Genomic DNA, 19730 nt, shown 5'->3' with positions numbered 1-19730 from the left:
TCAAACAGGTTCTGATAAAATATCCGCATTTTTGTAGGGAAACTATATTATTTTTCAATGGCAAACTTGAGTCGCTTGCTGCTCGTTGAGGATTTAATAATAGCAATGTAAACCCCACTGCAAAGTTTATCTGCAGGAATATCAAAAATATCCAGGTTTTTAAGATATGCCTTGGCATAACCTTTTTGACGATAAACCAAGGTTCCACTAATATCAAAAATGCTTAGCTCCAATTCTGCATCGCGACTGGTCATAACATTAAGCTGTATTTTTTGTCGGTAAATGGATTTTAAGGGATTGGGATAGATATATACCTGTCCCGGCACAAAAAGTTCATCGGTCTGATATTGATTGGGCAATTCCATTTTAGTATAAGAAGCACTGCGTCTTAAATTACCGTATTCGCAAATCCAATTGCAAGCAGGAGTTATCTGGGGCTTATTTTCCAGTTTATTTCTAAACAGCAAGCCATTATCGGTGGCACAATAAATATACCAATTATTATCGGAAGCTTGGGAAACAAAAGGCAAGGTTCTGCTGCGTTCAGCAAAAGAGACGGGATAACCCATTTTGGGACGGTAATTATGCTCCCAAATATTAAGCCGGTTATACTTAAAATTCCCTATTATTTCTGCATTGTTATCATTATCTATGTCCATAGCGTATATTCCTGCGCTGATAAAATCCGTATGCAGTTCCGGATTTTGGTTTTCCGGATTCATCAATTTTCCGGAATAGTCAATAATGGCAAAATCGCTTTCGCCTCCGATCAAGATATCCAAAGAACCATTGCCATCAACATCCGCAAAAGTTAGAGGAGCAATAAAACAGCTGTCCGATGCAGCAACAAGATTGTGCACATAAGGAAAACCCTCTACAATATTTGCGCCTTGCAAACAATAAACACTATTAGGACATTGAATAATCAAATTCTCCGTATCCGCTATTGGTGCCTTAAAAACCGCTACAATAATAGAATCAGCAGGGATAGGCAATTTTATTTCCTTTTTGTCGTAGTCGCTTAAATCAATCTCGCTCAGCCAATATTCACCTTCAGCATTTTGGTACACAACGGAAAGCTGATTATCATAATGGATCAGATTGGCAATAAATTTACCGCTATAATCCGCCAAAGACGCTACCGTCATATCGGTTTTGTTATAAAGGTTAATGGCAAAGGCATTATCGTCGGCATTTATTTTTAGGGGCAGAGCCAAATTTTCTCCTATATCCACAGGATGACCTAACCAGCTATAAGCATTAGACCTGAAAGCATAATAATGTTCTGCACTATTTAATTTATATAAACAGCATACTTCATCTCTCTGCAGTGGCAGATAAATGCTTTCACCATCCCAAGTGTAATTGTAAGGCATATAAAAAGGCAATTGGATAGGATAGTTACTTAGCAATTCTTCATTTTCCCAGATATATATTTTGCCATTCGGCAGAGGAAAAAATAATTCATCTTTTCCATCACCGTCAAAATCAATAGCACAAGCATTGATAGGATTGATTCCCTGATAAGAAGTAGTTAATCGCCAGCCAAAATTCACGGAAAAAGTCATTTGATTTCCGCTGTTAGAAATATCGGTTATTTCTAAAGGAATCCCTCCATAATAGCTTTCCGAAGTAGGCAAGGAAAGCATTCCGTTATGATGCTGATTACCGAAATAATTGTTATTACCGGCTCGGAAACTGTCATAAGGGCTTCCCCATTTATAAATATTATAGGCAGCAGTATCCAGATGCTGAATTCCATCTGCTTCTTCTAAGTCAACACCTTTATGTAGCGCATTGGAATTTACATAATTCCGATCAAAATTAGCCGTGAAGTTGGCATTAATTACATTTTCATCTATATGCCAGATAAGAATTCCCGATCCATCTACTGGAAAAGGACTGTTATCCGGAATCGGACCTCCCAATCCGGGAAGAAAAAAATCCCATTCACTACCTAAATAGGTATTTTCCATAAAGTTGAAATAGGGTAACAGGGATTCGTCTTCAGGAGTTAAAGGATTATCTTCATAATAATCCTGCTCACCTGCAGGAAGAAGTTTGAAACTATAACTGGGAAGGTTACTAAGAGGGTCTAAACTACCATCGGGATTTTGTTGCCGGTTTTCAATTAAAAAATATTCCGTAGTAGAAATTGGCACTTTGTAAAGACGGATTGCTTCCGGAGAATGATTGAGAAAGTAATCCACAGAGTTATTATTGCTATTCTGAAAGAGCACAAGGGGTGTTTCCCAACCTAAAAAATAACGGGACCAGGCACAAAGCTGAGCCGGAACATAACCACTTCCATTCCATAAACCAGTTCCCATTAAACCCCAGTTGCCAATTCCCTGGCTGATACCATTACTATCATCATTATCATATAAAGTAGGTAAACCTAATAAATGACCTAATTGATGAGCCAGCACTCCATACATACTAAAGAGGTAATTGGATGCATTTTCTTCACCTGCGGAAGGAAAGTAATCCTGAAACTCATCTTCAGGCACTATAATAATGTTAGTTAAATAACTTCCGTCATCAGTCGGATAACCGGCATACAAATCATTTTCCGGATCAAAATACTTTTGCAGTTTCTTCCGGGTTAAAAAAGTGCTCCAGATTTCGTTGGGGCGGATAGAATTGATATCGGATTCCTGTCCGGTTCCGGAATGAAAAATAATGATGCCTCCATATTGACTAAAATCAACTTCCTCATCTATTAAAGCCAAAATATCAGGTAAAATTTGAGGTAAATCTACATCTATATCATTATCTCCATCAGCTCCGTAAAAGGAAAGGGAATGAGGCATTGTCAACACTTGCGGATATATATAATAGTCCAGTTCATATTGTAAATGACTTGCTTCCAGAAAAAAATCCTTCAAATGAATCATCCAACGATTAAAAAAAACATCGTCGTGAACCAAATTATCAGGATATCCTGCCTGAGCCCGAAAAGAGACATCACTAAACTGCACCCTTAAAACCAGAATGTTATTAGGTAGATTTCTTTTGCCGATTTTTAATGTTCCTTCCGCAAAAAATGATCCTTCCAAACGCGTGGCTTCCCAGGCAATAGGTGGATTTTTATACATTGGAACAGGAGGAACCAAAGCTGATAATGAACCAACAAAAATAATGGTTATCAGCAATGTTATCCGCTTCCAGATAAGGCAAGGCATTTTAATCCTCCCCCAAAATAATATTATCTTTAAAATGAAAATTCCCTTGTCATTCCTGCAAAAGCAGAAATCCAGACAAGTTCTGACAAAATAACTGCCTTTTCCAATATAAAAATTATATAATATTGTGTAGCTAAAAAATCCGCTACCGAACTAATGCAAGCGGATAGCTTTATAGACCTTTTATGGTGCTCACATAAATAGTCAATTAAAAACCGGCGAAAGTATATCTTCTTCTTTGGCAAGTGTATATTGCTTTCTCTTCAGATAACTGTATATCTTTAAAGATTTTTACCAGCTAAAATATCAGCTTCATTGCACTTGCAAATTTTAGCATATTCCTTCTGAGGAGTCCAGCCGCCATTCTTCTTTTTATTAGTAATAAGCTTAATCCTTTTTATTTCCGTATTGCATACAGGGCAGATTACTTTCCCTTCTGTGGAGTTATCATGCGCTACTTTAGCGGCAAAACTTTTTGCTTTTCCCATTTTTATCCTCTTTTAATTTGCTCTTTCTATATATTCACCCGTGCGGGTGTCAATTTTAATTTTATCTCCCGGTTCTACAAAGAAAGGAACCATCAAGCGTAAACCTGTTTCCGTATAGGCAACTTTACCACTTCCGGAAGCAGTGTTTCCTTTCAAATTGGGCTCACATTCAGCTATGGTTTGAACTACAGTTGTTGGCAGTTCTATTCCCACAACTTTTCCATCAGCAGTTCCCGATACGATAACCTCCATATTTTCCGTAAGCAGATTTTCTTTATCTCCCAATAGCGATCCATCTATGTGCATCTGTTCATAGTTATCGCTATCCATCAGCACCAAAAAATCTCCATCTCTATATAAATATTCCTTTTTAGTGCGTTCAATACGAACTTCATTGAAGGTGTCACTTTCTCTAAAAGTATTTTCCAAAACCCTTCCCGTGCGTATATTTTTCAGCTTTGAACGCAGAAAAGCAGGTCCTTTACCTGGTTTTACATGGAGAAATTCTATCACCTCATATAGGTCATCTTTGAATTCAATGACCATTCCGTTTCTAATATCAGCCATCGTAGCCATATTGGTTTCCTTTCCCTTATTCTTATGATGACAAGCTTTTGGAGCGGGAGATTTTGGCAAGGGAATTTTTTCTTTCACAAAGAGAAAAGAGAAAAAGAGAAAATTGAAGTTAGAAAAAAAAGTAAGAAGGTTGAGAAGGTTGAGAAGGTTTAGAAGGTTGAGAAGGTTGAGAAGGTTTAGAAGGTTGAGATTTCATCAAAGCCCGGAGGGCGACACAATGATAGCGATGGTGGCGTAAGCCCCTCGTAAAATGTAAGCCCCGACTTCTTTTTTCTTTTCTTCTTCCCATTTTCCAAAAAGCCCGGAGGGCGACACAATGATAGCGATGGTGGCGTAAGCCCCTCGTAAAATGTAAGCCCCGACTTCTTTTTTCTTTTCTTCTTCCCATTTTCCAAAAAGCCCGGAGGGCGACACAATGATAGCGATGGTGGCGTAAGCCCCTCGTTAAAATAAAGACACAATCACTAATTTCTTTTTTCTTTTCCTATGCTAAAAAGCCCGGAGGGCGACACAATGATAGCGATGGTGGCGTAAGCCCCTCGGAAAAAATTAAGAAACAACCATCTATCTTTTTCCACTGTTCCCCGGTATAAATATCTTGAAAATCCCTTTCATCCCATTCCTCCCTGAGCTAATAAATCTTGATAGTTATTTGCTTGATATATAGTAAATTCTGTAACGACTCCGTAACACTTCCCTAACACTTCCGTTGTCTCGTTACGGAGTTGTTACTTGGTTGTTACTTTGTTATAAGAAGATGAAGCAAGCTGAAAAAGATAATAAATTAAAGGCGAAGCAATTAACAGGAGTGCGGTAAATGATAATATTCTTCCCTTTTGGCTAATCGGGATTTGGTAACTCCATAATTAAGTACTATTATTATAAGATTTAATTTTCTTATTGAAACGAAAATCTTGAATACCTGTCGTTCCTACGGAACTCTTTCGGATACAAGGAGATATGTTGTTTTTATTTACTCTTTTCACCGGGTTAAAACCCTTCTATAATACCTGTCGGGGCTGTCCCGAAACTAAAAGTTAATTTTGAGACAGCACCTGATACTTTAAATCTTGTAAATCCCTTTTATCCTGTTCATCCCCTACCTATTATTCTCAAAGCTCTAAGCTCTCAGCTCTCTGCTATAATCATCCTATTCATCCCATACCTATTCTCATTTTTAATCTGCTTAATCTGCGTGCTATTATCGTTAATTTTCTTGACAGTATAAGTCCTTCACCAGAAAAGGAAAAGTTATGAAAATAGCTCGGCATTTTTTCTGTGAACTGAAACGCAACCGTGAACCTGCACCACAATTGTGTGCAGTTTGCCCTCGTATTTTCAAATGCAAGAGTTTTTATGCCTGGCACAAAATACATCACCAGGAATATCTAAATTTCGTAGTTGAAATCAGTAAAAAATTCCCTGATAAATATACAATGGAGGTTCACTTTATGCCTGAAAAACAAACCTTCGTCCAAATTGTGGATATGGCTACCGGAAAAATTGAAAAGGTAGTCAGTTTGACGGAAATTGAGGCATTATCTGCAGAGGATAAACTTGCTTTATCCCGCAATAAGAACTTATTTATTGTAACGCACCGTTTGGAACCGATTGTAAAAATTGAACTTAAGAAAACGGTGATTAGTGCTCCCATTCAATTTATGGAAAGCGCTCCTAAAGAGGAAGAGCCAATTGAGGAGGTTACGCCTTTACCGATAAATCCGGAAAAGTCAAAACCAAAACGCACACCCAAGAACTGAATATTTCTGAGCTCTCATTTTTAGTTGACAGAGGATTATCTGTTTAATCATAGTGAGATGCTGAATTCTGTTACAGAAGATGCGAAGAATGCACTGTTTATGTGTCTTTTTGATTTCTGTGCTTGAAGTTGAAATTTGTCACCCTATATTTATTTAGAAGCTCCTGTAAACAGAAGAGGCAAAAATTTCCTTTTACAGAATTCCGCACTTAAAAAAAATGGCTCAAAATGAGGGAAATTGTGGAGAGAGATATATAAACCTCTCTGTATAGTAAGCAAAGGAGGAGAATATGTTTATCCTTGACGAAATACATCTGGATGTGGCAAAAGCCATAGCCGAAAAAAATCGTAAGAAAAAAAGTTGTGATCACTGTTACGACAGAGGTTGGATCGGTGTTAGTGAACAAAATTTGCTTGTTCTCTGTCCAAAATGTGTTGATAGAGAAAAGGCAATTGAGGAATGGAAAGAATATGTTTCTGAACATAAGGAATTGAAGGAGCACTTCAGTGAGCTCTTTGAAGAAAAAAAAGTGGAAAGCGAACAGGAAAATCCCCTTAAACAAAAGGAATTTGAGCGGACTAAAAACCATCCTGCCAATCCGCATAATTTTGTTCCTGGTCAACGCAGAAGTGGTCATCAAAAGAAAATTGGATAAGGTGTATGTATAAAACAATAGACCTGAAAGAAAGTCCCAGGCATCTGGAAAACCGCATTCGCGAATATTGGAATAAACACGATTTGGTGCAAAAAAGTATTGATATTCGTGAAGGTATGCCACGCTTCATTTTTTATGAAGGACCCCCTACAGCAAATGGCAAACCGGGTATTCATCATATAATGGCAAGGACCTTGAAAGATGTTATCTGCCGTTATAAAACAATGAACGGCTTTCAGGTTAAACGCAAAGCCGGTTGGGATACTCATGGTTTGCCTGTGGAAATTGAAGTGGAAAAAATGCTCGGTCTGAAAGATAAGCGCGGTATAGAGGAATATGGAATTGAGAAATTCTGTCAAAAATGCCGGGAATCCGTTTTCAGCTATGAAAAGCTTTGGCGTGAAATGACAGAACTGATGGGCTATTGGATCGATCTGGATCACCCTTATGTAACTTTGCATAACAGTTATATAGAATCCGTTTGGTGGATTTTGCATAATTTTTTTTCCCGAAACCTCATTTATAAGGCATATAAAATTGTCCCTTATTGCCCCAGCTGTGGAACCCCTCTTTCTTCGCATGAAGTAGCTCAGGGTTATAAAGATATAGAAGACCCCTCCATTTATGTTAAGTTTAAAGCAACAGATGAAGAAAACACCTACTACCTGGCTTGGACAACTACTCCCTGGACTCTAATTTCCAATGTTGCCTTAGCTGTCCATCCTGAAGAAACCTACCTTAAAGTTGAATATCAGGGTCAAAATCTAATTTTAGCTAAAGCTCGCTTACAAGTGCTGGACGAAGAAACAAAGATTATTTCTGAAATGCAAGGCAGGGAACTGGAAGGTCGTTGCTATCAGCCCCTTTTTAATTTTGTAAGTGTTGATAAACCCGCCTGGTATATCTGTTTGGGTGACTATGTAACAATGAGTGAAGGAACCGGAATTGTGCATACAGCTCCTGCATTTGGTCAGGATGATTATTCTTTAGCATTAAAATACAATTTGCCTTTTGTTCAACCGGTAGATAGCGAAGGTAAATTCACTGAAGCAGTAACTCCTTGGGCACATCAGTTTGTTAAAGATGCCGATAAAGATATTATTCGTCACTTGAAAGAAAGCGGCAACTTATTAAAAAGAGAACAGATAAAACATAGCTACCCCTTTTGCTGGAGATGTAAAAGTCCCCTTATTTATTATGCGCGTGAGAGTTGGTATATCAAAACCACGGCTTATAAAGAACAGCTAATAGAAAATAACCGCAAAATTATCTGGTATCCACCTTTTGTAGGAGAAAAACGCTTTGGTGACTGGCTGGAAAACAATGTGGATTGGGCTTTATCCCGTGATCGTTTTTGGGGCACACCCCTCAATATCTGGATTTGTGAAAAATGTGGAAAACTGCGTTCTCTTGGTTCTATTGAAGAATTGCGCAAAGAAGGCAAAATGACCTCCGGAAAAGATGTTCCGGAAGACCTTGATTTACACCGTCCCTATATTGATGAAGTTGTTCTTACCTGTTCCTGCGGAAACAAAATGTATCGCACTCCGGAAGTTATTGATTGCTGGTTTGATAGCGGTTCTATGCCTTTTGCTCAATGGCATTATCCTTTTGAAAATTATGAGAATTTTGAACCGGAACTTTTCCCAGCTGACATCATTTCGGAAGGAATAGACCAAACTCGCGGTTGGTTTTATTCAATGCTTGCCATTTCTACTTTGCTGAAAGGCGTTTCCAGTTATAAAAGTTGTTTGGTAAATGAACTGATTCTGGATAAAAATGGCAGAAAAATGAGTAAATCACACGGAAATGCAGTTGACCCTATTGAACTGATGCAAAATTATGGAGCGGATGCAATTCGCTGGTATCTTTTAGAGGTCTCCCCCCCTTGGGTTCCGACGCGTTTTGATGTAGATGGCGTTAAAGAAATTTTAGGCAAATTCATTGGTACTTTAAAAAATGTTTATTCTTTCTTTGCCACTTATGCCAATATTGATGGTTTTGTGGCAATTAACTATCCTTATAATTGGGAGCGGGAAGTTGAAATAGACCGTTGGATTGTTTCCCGTTTGCATTCACTTATTATTGCTGTTCGCCACTATTTTGAAAGTTATGATTTTACCAAAGCGGTTAGAGCAATTCAAAGTTTTGTTATTGACGAACTTTCCAACTGGTATGTGCGAAGAAGTAGACGCCGTTTTTGGGCTTCGGGATTTGACCAGGACAAAATAGATGCCTATAGAACCCTCTATCAAGTTCTTGTAGAAACCGCTAAACTTATTGCTCCTTTTGCTCCCTATCTGGCAGAAGAGCTCTTCTTAAATCTGGAAGCAGGTGAAAGTGTCCATCTGGAATTGTATCCTGAAGCAAATAAGACCTATATAGATACCAAACTGGAAAAGAAAATGCAGACCGTTATAGATATTGTTTCTTTAGGCAGAGCTGCCAGAAATGAATGCCAGATAAAAGTGCGTCAACCCTTAAACGAAATGTTTGTTCCCGCCAAAGTGAAAGATGATTTGGCAGATATGATAGACCTCGTAAAAGAAGAAGTTAATATCCGTAATATCACTTTTGTAAGCGAACAGGATGGCTTTGTGCACTACGAATTGAAGCCCGATTTCAAACTGCTGGGTCCTAAATACGGAAAAAAAGTACAAATTATTAACGCTCTTTTACTTCAAACCCCGGCAGAAAAGGTCTTGCAGGCATTTAATACGACCGGTTCTTATACCTTAGAAATTGAAGGTGAAACTATCCATCTCTTACCGGAAGAAATTAGTGTAACCATTATTCCCCGTGAAGGTTATGTATTTGCCAATGCGAAAGACCTCTTTGTAGCTTTAGATACTACCTTAACGGAAGAACTCTTAAACGAGGGCTATGCGCGTGAATTGATCAATAAAATCCAATTTACCCGCAAAGAAATGAATTTGGACATTATGGATAATATTATTGTAAAGCTGGTAGTTCCGGAAGCAGTCGCCAAAGCAATTCAGATTTACCAAAACTATATCTTATCGGAAACTCTTGGAAAAGAACTGGTTTTTCTGGAAAAACCAATGGCAAATATGCAATGTCTGGATATCAATGGCAACAAAATTCACTTGGGTATTGAAAAAGCTGTCTAATAAGGGTTAGGAGGCAATCATTAATAAATATTGTATCAATTGCGGAAACCCTATCCCGGAGAAGGCAAAATTCTGTCCCGTCTGCGGAGAAAATCAAATACAGGAACCGGAAAAGCCAAAGCAAACAGAAACCAAAAAAGAAAAAGCACAAAAATCTGCAGAAGCAATTTCCCGCAGAAATTCTCATTTACTTAAGAATCCTGGCAGCTCCTTCAAGGATTATACCATAATTAGAATGCTGAATAAGGACGCTGAGGGCATAAAATACATTGTAGAAAAGGAAGGCAGGGAATTTCTGCTGAAAATATTCTATAAAACAAGCTTAAGCAACATAGAAAATATCTTTTCTCTCCAGCAACGCCTCCAAGAACTAAATAAACTGGAAAATAAACACCTTCCTAAAGTTACTGAAATTGATCCGCATTTTGATCCTCCTTATATGGTAGTGGAATTTATTCATGGTATTTCTCTTGCAAACCTTAAAACCCATAATCCGGAAAAATTGACTGAGGACTTTATCCGCTTAGTAGCAATCCAAATTGTAAATACAGCGATTAGTTTACATCAACATCAACTTACGCTCAGTCAACTTGCTTTAACCAATATAATGATAAATGATAACGATGAGGTGATAATTCTTTCTTCCGCTATCACCTGGGAGGAAAGAGATGAACGTGAAGAAATGTTCTCTATTGCTCTTGTTTTAGCTCAAGCATTATCCCAACACAATTTCTATAAAACATTATACAGTCAGGAGCGCTTAACTACTCAAAAATTTGAATATATCTACGGAGTAAGCGTCCCCCTCAACAAAATCCTTGCTGAATGTTTGCATCGCAATATTTTACAGCGTTATCGCAGTTTGGATGATTTACTGAATGCCTTAATCAACCTGCCTCCCGTTTCTGAATGCGAAATTTGGACTGAACCGGAAAAAGCAATACCAGACAATATAGAAGACCGTAGCAAAAAAGATATTCCCAAAACCAGAATTGAACTCCCCTTTTGGATACTGATTGCACTCATCATCGTAACTGTTGTAATGTTGCTTACCACCAATATTTTCAGTGTTCTCTTCGGTGGTAAAGGAGAAAAATTAACTTATTCTTCCTGGCTTATGCCTAATACCGAATCGGATACGGTAAATAATTCTGTTCCTATAGCTGAATTGCCCCGCGAAAAACCAACTCAAACAACTTATGGTGAATTGAAAACCGGCACTCCAGCCCCCAGAGAGGACTTTCGTAAGCAACCCTCTGTTCCCAAAATAACTACTGTTATTCCACCACCTACAGCTCCCAAACCTCGTCCTCCTCAAAATATGGTTTTTATTGAAGCAAGTACTTTAGGTTTTGGACGCTTGAGAGAAAATCCCAATCCTAATGTCTCCTTATCTTCTTTTTATATCAATAAATTTGAAGTTACACAAGAAGAATGGAATATTTATATGAAACCGGCAAACTGTTCTACCTTCGGAGAAAACTTACCTGTAGATAACATCAGCTGGTTTGATATTGCCATTTATTGCAATGGTAGAAGTGAAGCGGAGGGTTTAACTCCGGCATATAAAATTAGAGGAGTAGGCGCTTCCCGAGTTGTTACCTGCGATTTTAAAGCTAATGGCTACCGTCTGCCTACTGAAGCTGAATGGGAAATGGCAGCTAAAGCAAGTAAACTATATAATTATAGCGGATCGGATGACCCCGATGAGGTCTCTTGGAACAGAGATAACAGCAGCGGTAAAATTCATACACCGGGAACCAAAAAACCCAACGATTTCGGCATTTACGATATGACAGGAAATGTTGCAGAATGGGTTTGGGATTGGTACGATGTAAATTATATCCGTTCCCTGCCTACTTTTATCAATCCTACAGGTCCCGAAACTGGAACCTTAAAAGTTATCCGCGGTGGAAGTGTAATGAATGGAGAAGGTAGAAATCTAAACATTATGTGGAGAGAAAAAGGAGACCCGAACCGGGGATATCAATATGTGGGCTTTCGCTTAGTGCGCAGCAACTAATATTTCTTATACAAAAGAGAAAAGAAGAGAAAAAGCCGATAGGTCTATAGATCAAGAGGTCAAGAGGTCTGAAAGTTATACTATAAAATTATAGAACAAAAAATAAATAATCCGTGTTTATCCGTTCTAATCTGTTAAATCCGTGTCCTAATAAATCTGCGTAATCTGCGTAATCTGCGTGAACTTACGGCAAAATGAAAAAGGAAAATACGAAATAACCTAATAGAAAAATCAATTTCGTTAGTTTCGGTGGCTTCGGTGGCTAAACAATAAATCTGCGTAATATGCGTGAACTTACGGCAAAATGAAAAAGGAAAATATAAAATAACCTAATAGAAAAATCAATTTTGTTAGTTTCGGTGGCTTCGGTGGCTAAACAATAAATCTGCGTAATCTGCGTGAAACTGACGGCAAAATGAAAAAGGAAAATATAAAATAACCTAATAGAAAAATCAATTTTGTTAGTTTCGGTGGCTTCGGTGGCTAAACAATAAATCTGCGTAATCTGCGTAATCTGCGTGAAACTTACACCAGTGCCGACTCCTGACTTAATTCATTCTCAAACCTCCATTCTTAATTTTTTTCATTTTTTACTTGACAAGATATTCAATCTGATTATTATGTTTAAAGTGTAGAAAATATTTCTTACTATTAGTGGTTATGGTCTTGCTGAGATCGTTGTTATTTCGGCAAAGTAAGAAAAGTGAACTTTGGTCTCTAACAAGCGAGGAAGGGGTGTTATGAGACAAATAAAATTTACGGGGACCACTTTTGGGGGAATGAGTGGTAAAAGAAAGGAAAATTGTAATTACTTTTCTGCATTATTGTTAGTGCCAGCAATTTTATTCTTTGCTGTTTCTTATGTAATAGCTATTCTTCCTTTCCCAAGTGTTTATCCAATGACAAATACTGTCCTTTTTTGTTTTCTAACAAATGAACTACTACTTCCTTTCTTAAGTATCTCTCCCCTTCTTTTTCTTCATCTTGTCAATTTTATTGTGTCCTTTATCGCTCCTTTTTCAATTCTAATCAATTTCTCGGTGGCTTCAATGGCTTCAGTGTTCTCGGTGGCTAACAAATCATCCCCGTATATAAACGAAATGCAACCTTCTGTTTTCCTGCCGGTGTATTTTAGTTATAACCATCGCACATTATACAGAACCACATCGGAAAGGATAGAAGCTACATTTCACTTCTTTCTTCAACCTTCAAAATTAGTTATGGCTTACCTTGACTATCCATTATGCAACACTCAAACCTTAAGCTGTAAAGCAAAGGTAATGCCTATCGTTTAACAATAAACTAACTCTTTAAAAAAACATCTAAAACAAGGAGTTTTTATTATGAAGAAATTATTACTTATCCCTTTGCTCGTGCTAATTGTGGCTTTCGCCTTTGGTGTCGAATATGCTATTGGAACCGGAACAAGCACACAAAGTTATGTCCCTTTTTACGGATTATATAACTATAGCTGGAGTAAGACAATTTATACTAAAACGGAGATAAATGCTGCCGGTTTAACTACTGCTGGTAACATTGATGCCATTGCTTTCTATGTTGGCAACACCCCTGTTAATTATGAAATGTTAGACCAAAGAGTTTATATCCGGCACACAACTTTAGCTACTTATGGAACAGCTACCGATGAAACAGGAACCGCTTACCCTAATAATGCTAATTTTACCTATGTCTTTCAGGGTAATTTGGTCTATAATGGAAGTGGCTGGTTTGCCATTTTCTTTTCTACTCCTTTTTACTGGGATAATGAAAACAACATAGAAATCCTATGTGAAAACTGGGATGGAGCTTGGGTTAGCGGCTATCCTACTTTTTGTTATACTCCAACTCCTTCTAATACTTATTTGAGCGTTTATAAAGCTTTAGATGCCCATTTTCCAACAACTGCTGATGGTGTTGGAACAAGAACTTTAAACCGTCCAAATATACAGTTAATAAAAATTGATTCTGCTCCCAATCCTGCAGTATTGTCTTGGCCCCTTAATAATGGTTTTGCTTTTCTCAATGATAAGTTGCAATGGAAAAGTGGTGGAGGTTATCCCAGCAGTTATGATGTCTATTTAGATACAGTAGATGGAACTACTTTAGTTAGTGATAACCAAACGGGAACTACTTACACTCCTACTTTAGAACCTGAAACCACATATTACTGGAAAGTTATCCCTTACAATAGTTTTGGACCTGCTACAGGAGTCGTAACCTGGAGTTTCCAAACCCCAACTACTACTCAACTGGCAGAAAGTTTTGAAAATACAACTTTCCCACCACTTGGTTGGATTAGGACAACATCAAATACAACTTATTGGGGAAGGTCAACTGCCGCTTCTATTAATGGAACTGCCAGTATGTATGCTTTAACTTCTACCACTTCTGTATATGATATTTCAACACCTAAATGCACAATTACCACCGGTAGTACATTGAATTTCTTTACAAGGGCAACAAATGTAAGCCAAAAACTACAAATCTTATATTCAACTGACAGGACCAACTGGACTCAAATCGGGTCTGATATTACTTACGCTGCTGCCAATGTCTGGTATAATATATCTATAGATTTGAGCAACTACGCCGGGGAAAAATACCTTGCTTTTCGATCACCCACTCATACTACTACTGGCACTATTTATGTAGATGCTGTTTTTGGTCCGGAATTTACTCATGAAGCACCAGGTCCCTCAACTCTTATTTCTCCTTTAAATAACAGTTGGGTCCTTCCTGGAAATGTAACCCTTTCTTGGAATCCCCCTTTAACTGGTGGAATTCCTGAAACTTATGATGTATATTTCGGAGCTACATCTGATCCTCCTCTGGTAAGTAGTAATCAAGCAACAACCACTTATGATGTAACTGTTAATGAAGCAACCACTTATTACTGGAAAATTGTTCCTGGTAATATATATGGAGATGCTACTGACTGTCCGATTTGGAGTTTTAAAACCCCAACTGCTACTCAATTGGCAGAAAGCTTTGAAAATACATCTTTCCCGCCTGTGGGTTGGGCAAATCCAGGAACTTGGAGTCGTTCTACAACCTATAAGAAACACGGAACTGCCTCCGCTTACAAATCTGGTTCAACTTCCACACAGTATATTCTGTCCACCCCTAAAGTAACGATAACTGAAACAAGTACTTTAGACCTCTGGACTTTATGTTCTTCTACATCTGGTACTTTGCAAATTATCTATTCTCCGGATAGAACTACCTGGACTCAGATTAGCAGCAATATTACTCATACAGCAACCTATACCTGGTATAATACGATTGTGGACTTAAGTTCTCTTGCAGGCAATAACTATTACATGGGAATCAGAACCGGTTTACAATCAGCAAGTTACTATGTTGATCTGGTCTTTGGTCCTGAATTTACTCCCGAAACACCCGGAGCACCTTCTCTAAGTGTTCCTGCAGACCTGGCAACCGATGTAAATGAATTTACTACCTTTACTTGGACTGCTCCTACAACAGGTGGTGTGCCTGCCGGTTACAAACTCTATTGTGATACCAATAATCCACCTGTTACAATGTTAGCTGATGTTACATCGCTTACTACTACTCTTACAACTCCGCTGGATTACAGCACAACCTATTATTGGACAGTTTCAGCTTATAACGGTGCCGGCGAGAGTCCTACAGCTACAGTAAGAAGCTTTACAACCAGAAACGATCCTACTATTTATACTTTACCCTGGCTGGAAGATTTCGGAACAACAGGAACAACCTTCCCACCTACGAATTGGTTTCGGGGAACCGGTTTATTGGCAGATCCGACTACAATTACTTCCAGTACATCATATTGGATTCAGGATAACTGGTTAAATGATACAACGGTAAGCCCTGTAAACTTTGCAGCAAGAATGAATATTTATAGCACAAACAGGTCTGGCTGGTTGATTACGCCTCCTGTTCAAATTCCCGATACCGGTTATCAGCTGGACTTGGATATCGGATTAACTGACTATGGAAATTATGCTCCTGCTGATGCTCCGACTGATGATAGATTCATTATACTAATCGGCGATGGAAGTAGCTGGTCTACGGCTAATATTGTTAGAGAATGGAATAATACCGGTTCACCCTATGTCTATGATAATATACCATATACCGGTGAGCATGTAACAATTTCTTTGGATGATTATACTGGTATTAAATATATAGCCTTTTATGGAGAATCTATTGCCACTGGCGGAGATAATGATTTCTTCGTAGATAATGTGATGGTTCGTTTAACTCCTGCAGGTGCACCTGATCATGTTACTTTGGTAAGTCCTATAAATGGAGCTACCTATATAGACCCCGAAAATGCAGAAGTCAATTGGACTCCTGCTATAACTGGTGGAAATCCTGCTTACTATGAAGTTTTAGTAGGAGAGAATCCCTTTAATCCGGAAGAAGGTTATTTTGGTGAATATTCGTTTGAGACAGAAAATACCAGCTTAAATCTTTCCGAACAGGATATTATATTGCCATTTAGCAGTACCTGGTATTGGGCTGTTTTACCTTACAATGCAGATGGATTGTGTCCGGATCCTTTAGCGCATGAATTTATGGTTTGGAGTTTTACTATTGCGCCTGATCCTACTATAACATCTCTTCCCTACATAGAATACTTTGATGAAGTAACTGCTCCTACTCTGCCCTGGGGCTGGAAAGCTTATATTAATTCAACTTCCACTTCTGCTTATGTTCGCACTTACAGTAGTACTACTTATGCCCAAAGCCCGCCTAATAGTGTTCAACTATCCAATAGCTCAGATACTAATGCTGATTTGAGGTTAATCTCTCCTCCGATTGATCTCTCTGCCAGGTCTATAAACAGAATTAAACTAAAATTCTATGCCCGTAGCAGCACTGCAGGTTACCCGATCCTGATCGGAACAGTTAGTGCAAAAGATTCTACTGGTATCTTTACCCAGATTACCTCTATTAATCTTACTGCTACTAAAACGGAATATGTAATCTCACTTCAGGATTATGTGGGAACCGATCAGTATATTTGTTTCAAACATGGCTTGGGAGGAAGTTCCCGTTCTCTTTATATTGACGATGTTAAATTTATTGAACTAATACCAGCGGACTTGGCTGCTACTTCAATTAGCGGACCTACCTTTATTCAAGCGGGTAATAGTTATGATTATAGTATTAGTGTGTTCAATGAAGGAACTGCCGAACAAAACTCTTATACGGTGAATTTGAAAACCGGAACCGAAACTTTGGCTACCTTAAATGTCAATGCTCCTCTTACTAGTGGAGCTACCGCTCAGCATACCCTTTCCTGGATTCCGGCTAACGGAGGTGTTTATCCTCTTTACGGAGAAGTAATTTTAGCTGGAGACGGTAATCCTTCTAATAATTCTTCCAATATTATAGACGCTTATGTAGTTGATCCTACAATGACCATTATTCCTGTGGGTGACGATGCCAGCACGACAACCGGTAATTATCTGCCTTTGAATATGTATTATAAGAACAGTGTAACCGAAGAGCTATATTTCACGGATGAAATGCATCTGCAAACCGGAACTATTACTGCTATTGTCTATAAGAATAATTTTGTGGAAACACTACTTGATAAGTCGGTAAAAATCTGGATGGCGCATACTGATTCTACCTCCCTTGTGAATGGTTGGTTACCGAGTGCGAACTATACTCTTGTATTTGATGGAACGGTTACCTTCCCGAATGGAATTAACGAAGTTGTTATTCCTTTGGATACACCTTTCAATTTCACGGGTGGAGTTCTTGCTACACGAGTGAATCGTCCGATGGATACTTCTTATTATAACTCAAGCGATAAATTCTACTATACAACTACTGCTGAACATACTAATCGCTCTCGATATTTACAAAGCGATTCTGAAACTTATAACCCTCTGGCACCTTCTGCAGCTGGAACTGCCGTCGGTTATGTTCCCAATACTTACTTCGTTGTTCAAAATGCAGTTATGCAGCAACAAGCAGTGCTGGAAGGTTATGTTCGCAATTCTGTTACCAATCAACCAATTGTAGGAGCAACCATTACTCTTACTGAACGAGTATCAACTACCACTAATGAAGATGGTTTTTACCACATTGGTTTCTGGGAATCATTAACAGTTGATGCCACCGCAAGTATGCATGCTTATTACAATCTTACTATTACAGATATAGCTCTAACCTTAGGAACTACTGTAACTCAAAACTTCAATTTAGTGCCTATGCCCCGGGTAACAGTTAGCGGAATTGTTACTGCCAATGATTATCCTTCTGGCTTGGTTGGCACAACTGTTAGCATATCCGGAATTGAAAATTATGAAACAGTTACAGGAACCGGTGGTGCTTTCACTATTACTTATGTTTTGGGCAGTGCGGATACCTTGAGCTATGCTTTAACTGTTGAGAAAGAAGGTTATCAAACCTATATTAGTGCCCTGGATGTTGTTGAAACCAATGTGAATGTGGGAACTATCAATCTGACGGAATACCTCTGGACACCTTATAACCTTGTTGCTACTCATTCCGGAAACGATGTTTCTCTTACTTGGGAACCTGCTGGAGTACCTAATTACTATTTTTGCGACTTTGAATCAGATAATGGTGGCTGGGTTAGCAGTGGATATGGAGATTGGGAATGGGGTCATTATAATTTAGCTAATTATGTAGATATAGATACCTATGTGGATACACCCCCTCAATCTGCACATTCCGGAACCGGGATGTGGGGAACGGTATTGGAGGGAAGTTATTCCAATTGCAATACCTGGTCTTATTTACGTAAAACTTTTGACCTCTCCATTTTTTCCAATCCTGTCTTAAGTTTTTGGCACTATATGAATGGTTACAATACTTGGGATTATGGCTTGATAAAGGTAAACGGCACTACGGTTTGGGGAAATAGTTCTTCCGCTGTCTTTATGCCTTGGCAGGAACTTACTATCAACCTTTCCGCTTATGCTAATATGAATAGTGTAGAGATAAGTTTTGAATGGTTTGCTACTACTACAGTTTCTTATGCAGGATGGTATATTGATGACATTTATATTGGACCAGCAAGCAGAAATATAGTTGCAACTCAGTTTGCTTCCCGCAATCCTGGAGATCGCTGGTTCCTGAATTACAGTGTGTATCGTTTCCTGACTGCTGATGAAGGAACTCCAGCAAACTGGTCTCTATTACAAACTGGTTTATCTGATACTACCTATATGGATACGACTTTTGGAACTCAACCTGGTGGAAAATATAAGTGGGCTGTAATAGCTAATTATAGTGGAGGATTACAGTCAAATGCTATTATATCTAATCACTTAGGAAAACTTGCCAAACCTCAAAATGTGGTCGCTACCAAGGTTGGAACTACAGTTCAACTTTCCTGGAATGCCGATCCTGGTGCTGATTATTATGTAATCTATGCTGCCGGTGATCCTTATGGTACATTTACGGTTCTTGATTACGAAAATACAACCTCCTACACTATATCAGCTCCATTAGCAAAACAGTTCTTCAAAATCGCTTCTGCAGACGGGACTATGCCTATTGCTAAGGAATTAGAACCCCCTGCCAAAAGTAAAAAGTAAAGCACAGGAAGGCTGACTTTGCTGTCAACCTCTTCCTGAACATTGATGTCCCCGTCAAAATAAACGACGGGGACATCTCTTCTTCTACTTGTTTTAACTTACAATTTTGCCCGGGAAACCACAACCCGATGCTTGTTTTGACTTACAATTTTGCCACTGCCATCACGGAAACCACAACCCTCAATTTGAACACACTTGCAACCAAATTATTACCGGTCTCCTCACTTCAAAATTGTGAGTTAAAACAAGAACCTGCACACTGTCAACCGAGCTACACCAAACTCACGAATTACACGGTCACGGAAAAAATATATATTCAGCCACTCCAGAAATGTGGGGTA

10 protein-coding genes and 1 pseudogene are annotated in these 19730 nt (G+C 38.5%); 7 read left to right on the top strand and 4 right to left on the bottom strand.

Annotated elements, in window-relative coordinates; genetic code table 11:
- Positions 1-47: 47 nt before the first annotated feature.
- From CLOAM_RS02735 to CLOAM_RS02720, 4 genes are all read right to left on the bottom strand, one after another.
- Complete coding sequence (locus CLOAM_RS02735) at positions 48-3185, bottom strand: T9SS type A sorting domain-containing protein (protein WP_015424322.1); 3138 nt, start codon at positions 3183-3185, stop codon at positions 48-50.
- Positions 3186-3466: 281 nt separating this feature from the next.
- Entirely contained in the window at positions 3467-3673 is a 207-nt protein-coding gene (locus CLOAM_RS02730; protein ID WP_015424320.1) for a hypothetical protein, read from the bottom strand.
- 12 nt (positions 3674-3685) lie between these two features.
- Positions 3686-4249, bottom strand: a complete 564-nt coding sequence (gene efp, locus CLOAM_RS02725) for an elongation factor P (protein ID WP_044278852.1) — start codon at positions 4247-4249, stop codon at positions 3686-3688.
- Positions 4250-4358: 109 nt separating this feature from the next.
- Positions 4359-4637 carry a hypothetical protein gene (locus tag CLOAM_RS02720; protein ID WP_162010048.1) on the bottom strand — a complete coding sequence of 93 codons (279 nt, stop codon included), beginning with the start codon at positions 4635-4637 and terminating at the stop codon, positions 4359-4361.
- A gap of 865 nt (positions 4638-5502) precedes the next feature.
- On the opposite strand from CLOAM_RS02720, the gene CLOAM_RS02715 reads away from it, so the two are divergent.
- The 7 genes and pseudogenes from CLOAM_RS02715 to CLOAM_RS02690 all read left to right on the top strand — a co-directional run bounded on the left by CLOAM_RS02715 (position 5503) and on the right by CLOAM_RS02690 (position 19389).
- Positions 5503-6009, top strand: coding sequence for a hypothetical protein (locus CLOAM_RS02715; RefSeq protein WP_044278851.1), 507 nt, complete (start codon positions 5503-5505; stop codon positions 6007-6009).
- 289 nt (positions 6010-6298) lie between these two features.
- Positions 6299-6664, top strand: a complete 366-nt coding sequence (locus CLOAM_RS02710; protein WP_018197019.1) for a hypothetical protein — start codon at positions 6299-6301, stop codon at positions 6662-6664.
- 5 nt (positions 6665-6669) lie between these two features.
- The gene (ileS, locus tag CLOAM_RS02705) at positions 6670-9795 is read left to right on the top strand and encodes an isoleucine--tRNA ligase (RefSeq protein ID WP_015424316.1); all 3126 of its coding nucleotides are present in this window, start codon (positions 6670-6672) and stop codon (positions 9793-9795) included.
- A gap of 16 nt (positions 9796-9811) precedes the next feature.
- A pseudogene (locus CLOAM_RS10105) lies at positions 9812-9880 on the top strand (zinc-ribbon domain-containing protein); the annotation flags it as partial.
- Positions 9881-10030: 150 nt separating this feature from the next.
- Positions 10031-11818, top strand: coding sequence for an SUMF1/EgtB/PvdO family nonheme iron enzyme (locus CLOAM_RS09005; RefSeq protein ID WP_015424315.1), 1788 nt, complete (start codon positions 10031-10033; stop codon positions 11816-11818).
- Between the two features lie 740 nt (positions 11819-12558).
- Complete coding sequence (locus CLOAM_RS02695) at positions 12559-13113, top strand: hypothetical protein (RefSeq protein WP_044278850.1); 555 nt, start codon at positions 12559-12561, stop codon at positions 13111-13113.
- A gap of 48 nt (positions 13114-13161) precedes the next feature.
- Positions 13162-19389: a choice-of-anchor J domain-containing protein gene (locus CLOAM_RS02690; RefSeq protein ID WP_015424314.1), complete on the top strand. Its 6228-nt coding sequence runs from the start codon at positions 13162-13164 to the stop codon at positions 19387-19389.
- Positions 19390-19730: the final 341 nt, after the last annotated feature.

Source organism: Candidatus Cloacimonas acidaminovorans str. Evry (assembly GCF_000146065.2).
Taxonomy (GTDB): Bacteria; Cloacimonadota; Cloacimonadia; order Cloacimonadales; family Cloacimonadaceae; genus Cloacimonas; species Cloacimonas acidaminivorans.
This window is presented reverse-complemented; position numbering and strand designations above follow the sequence as displayed.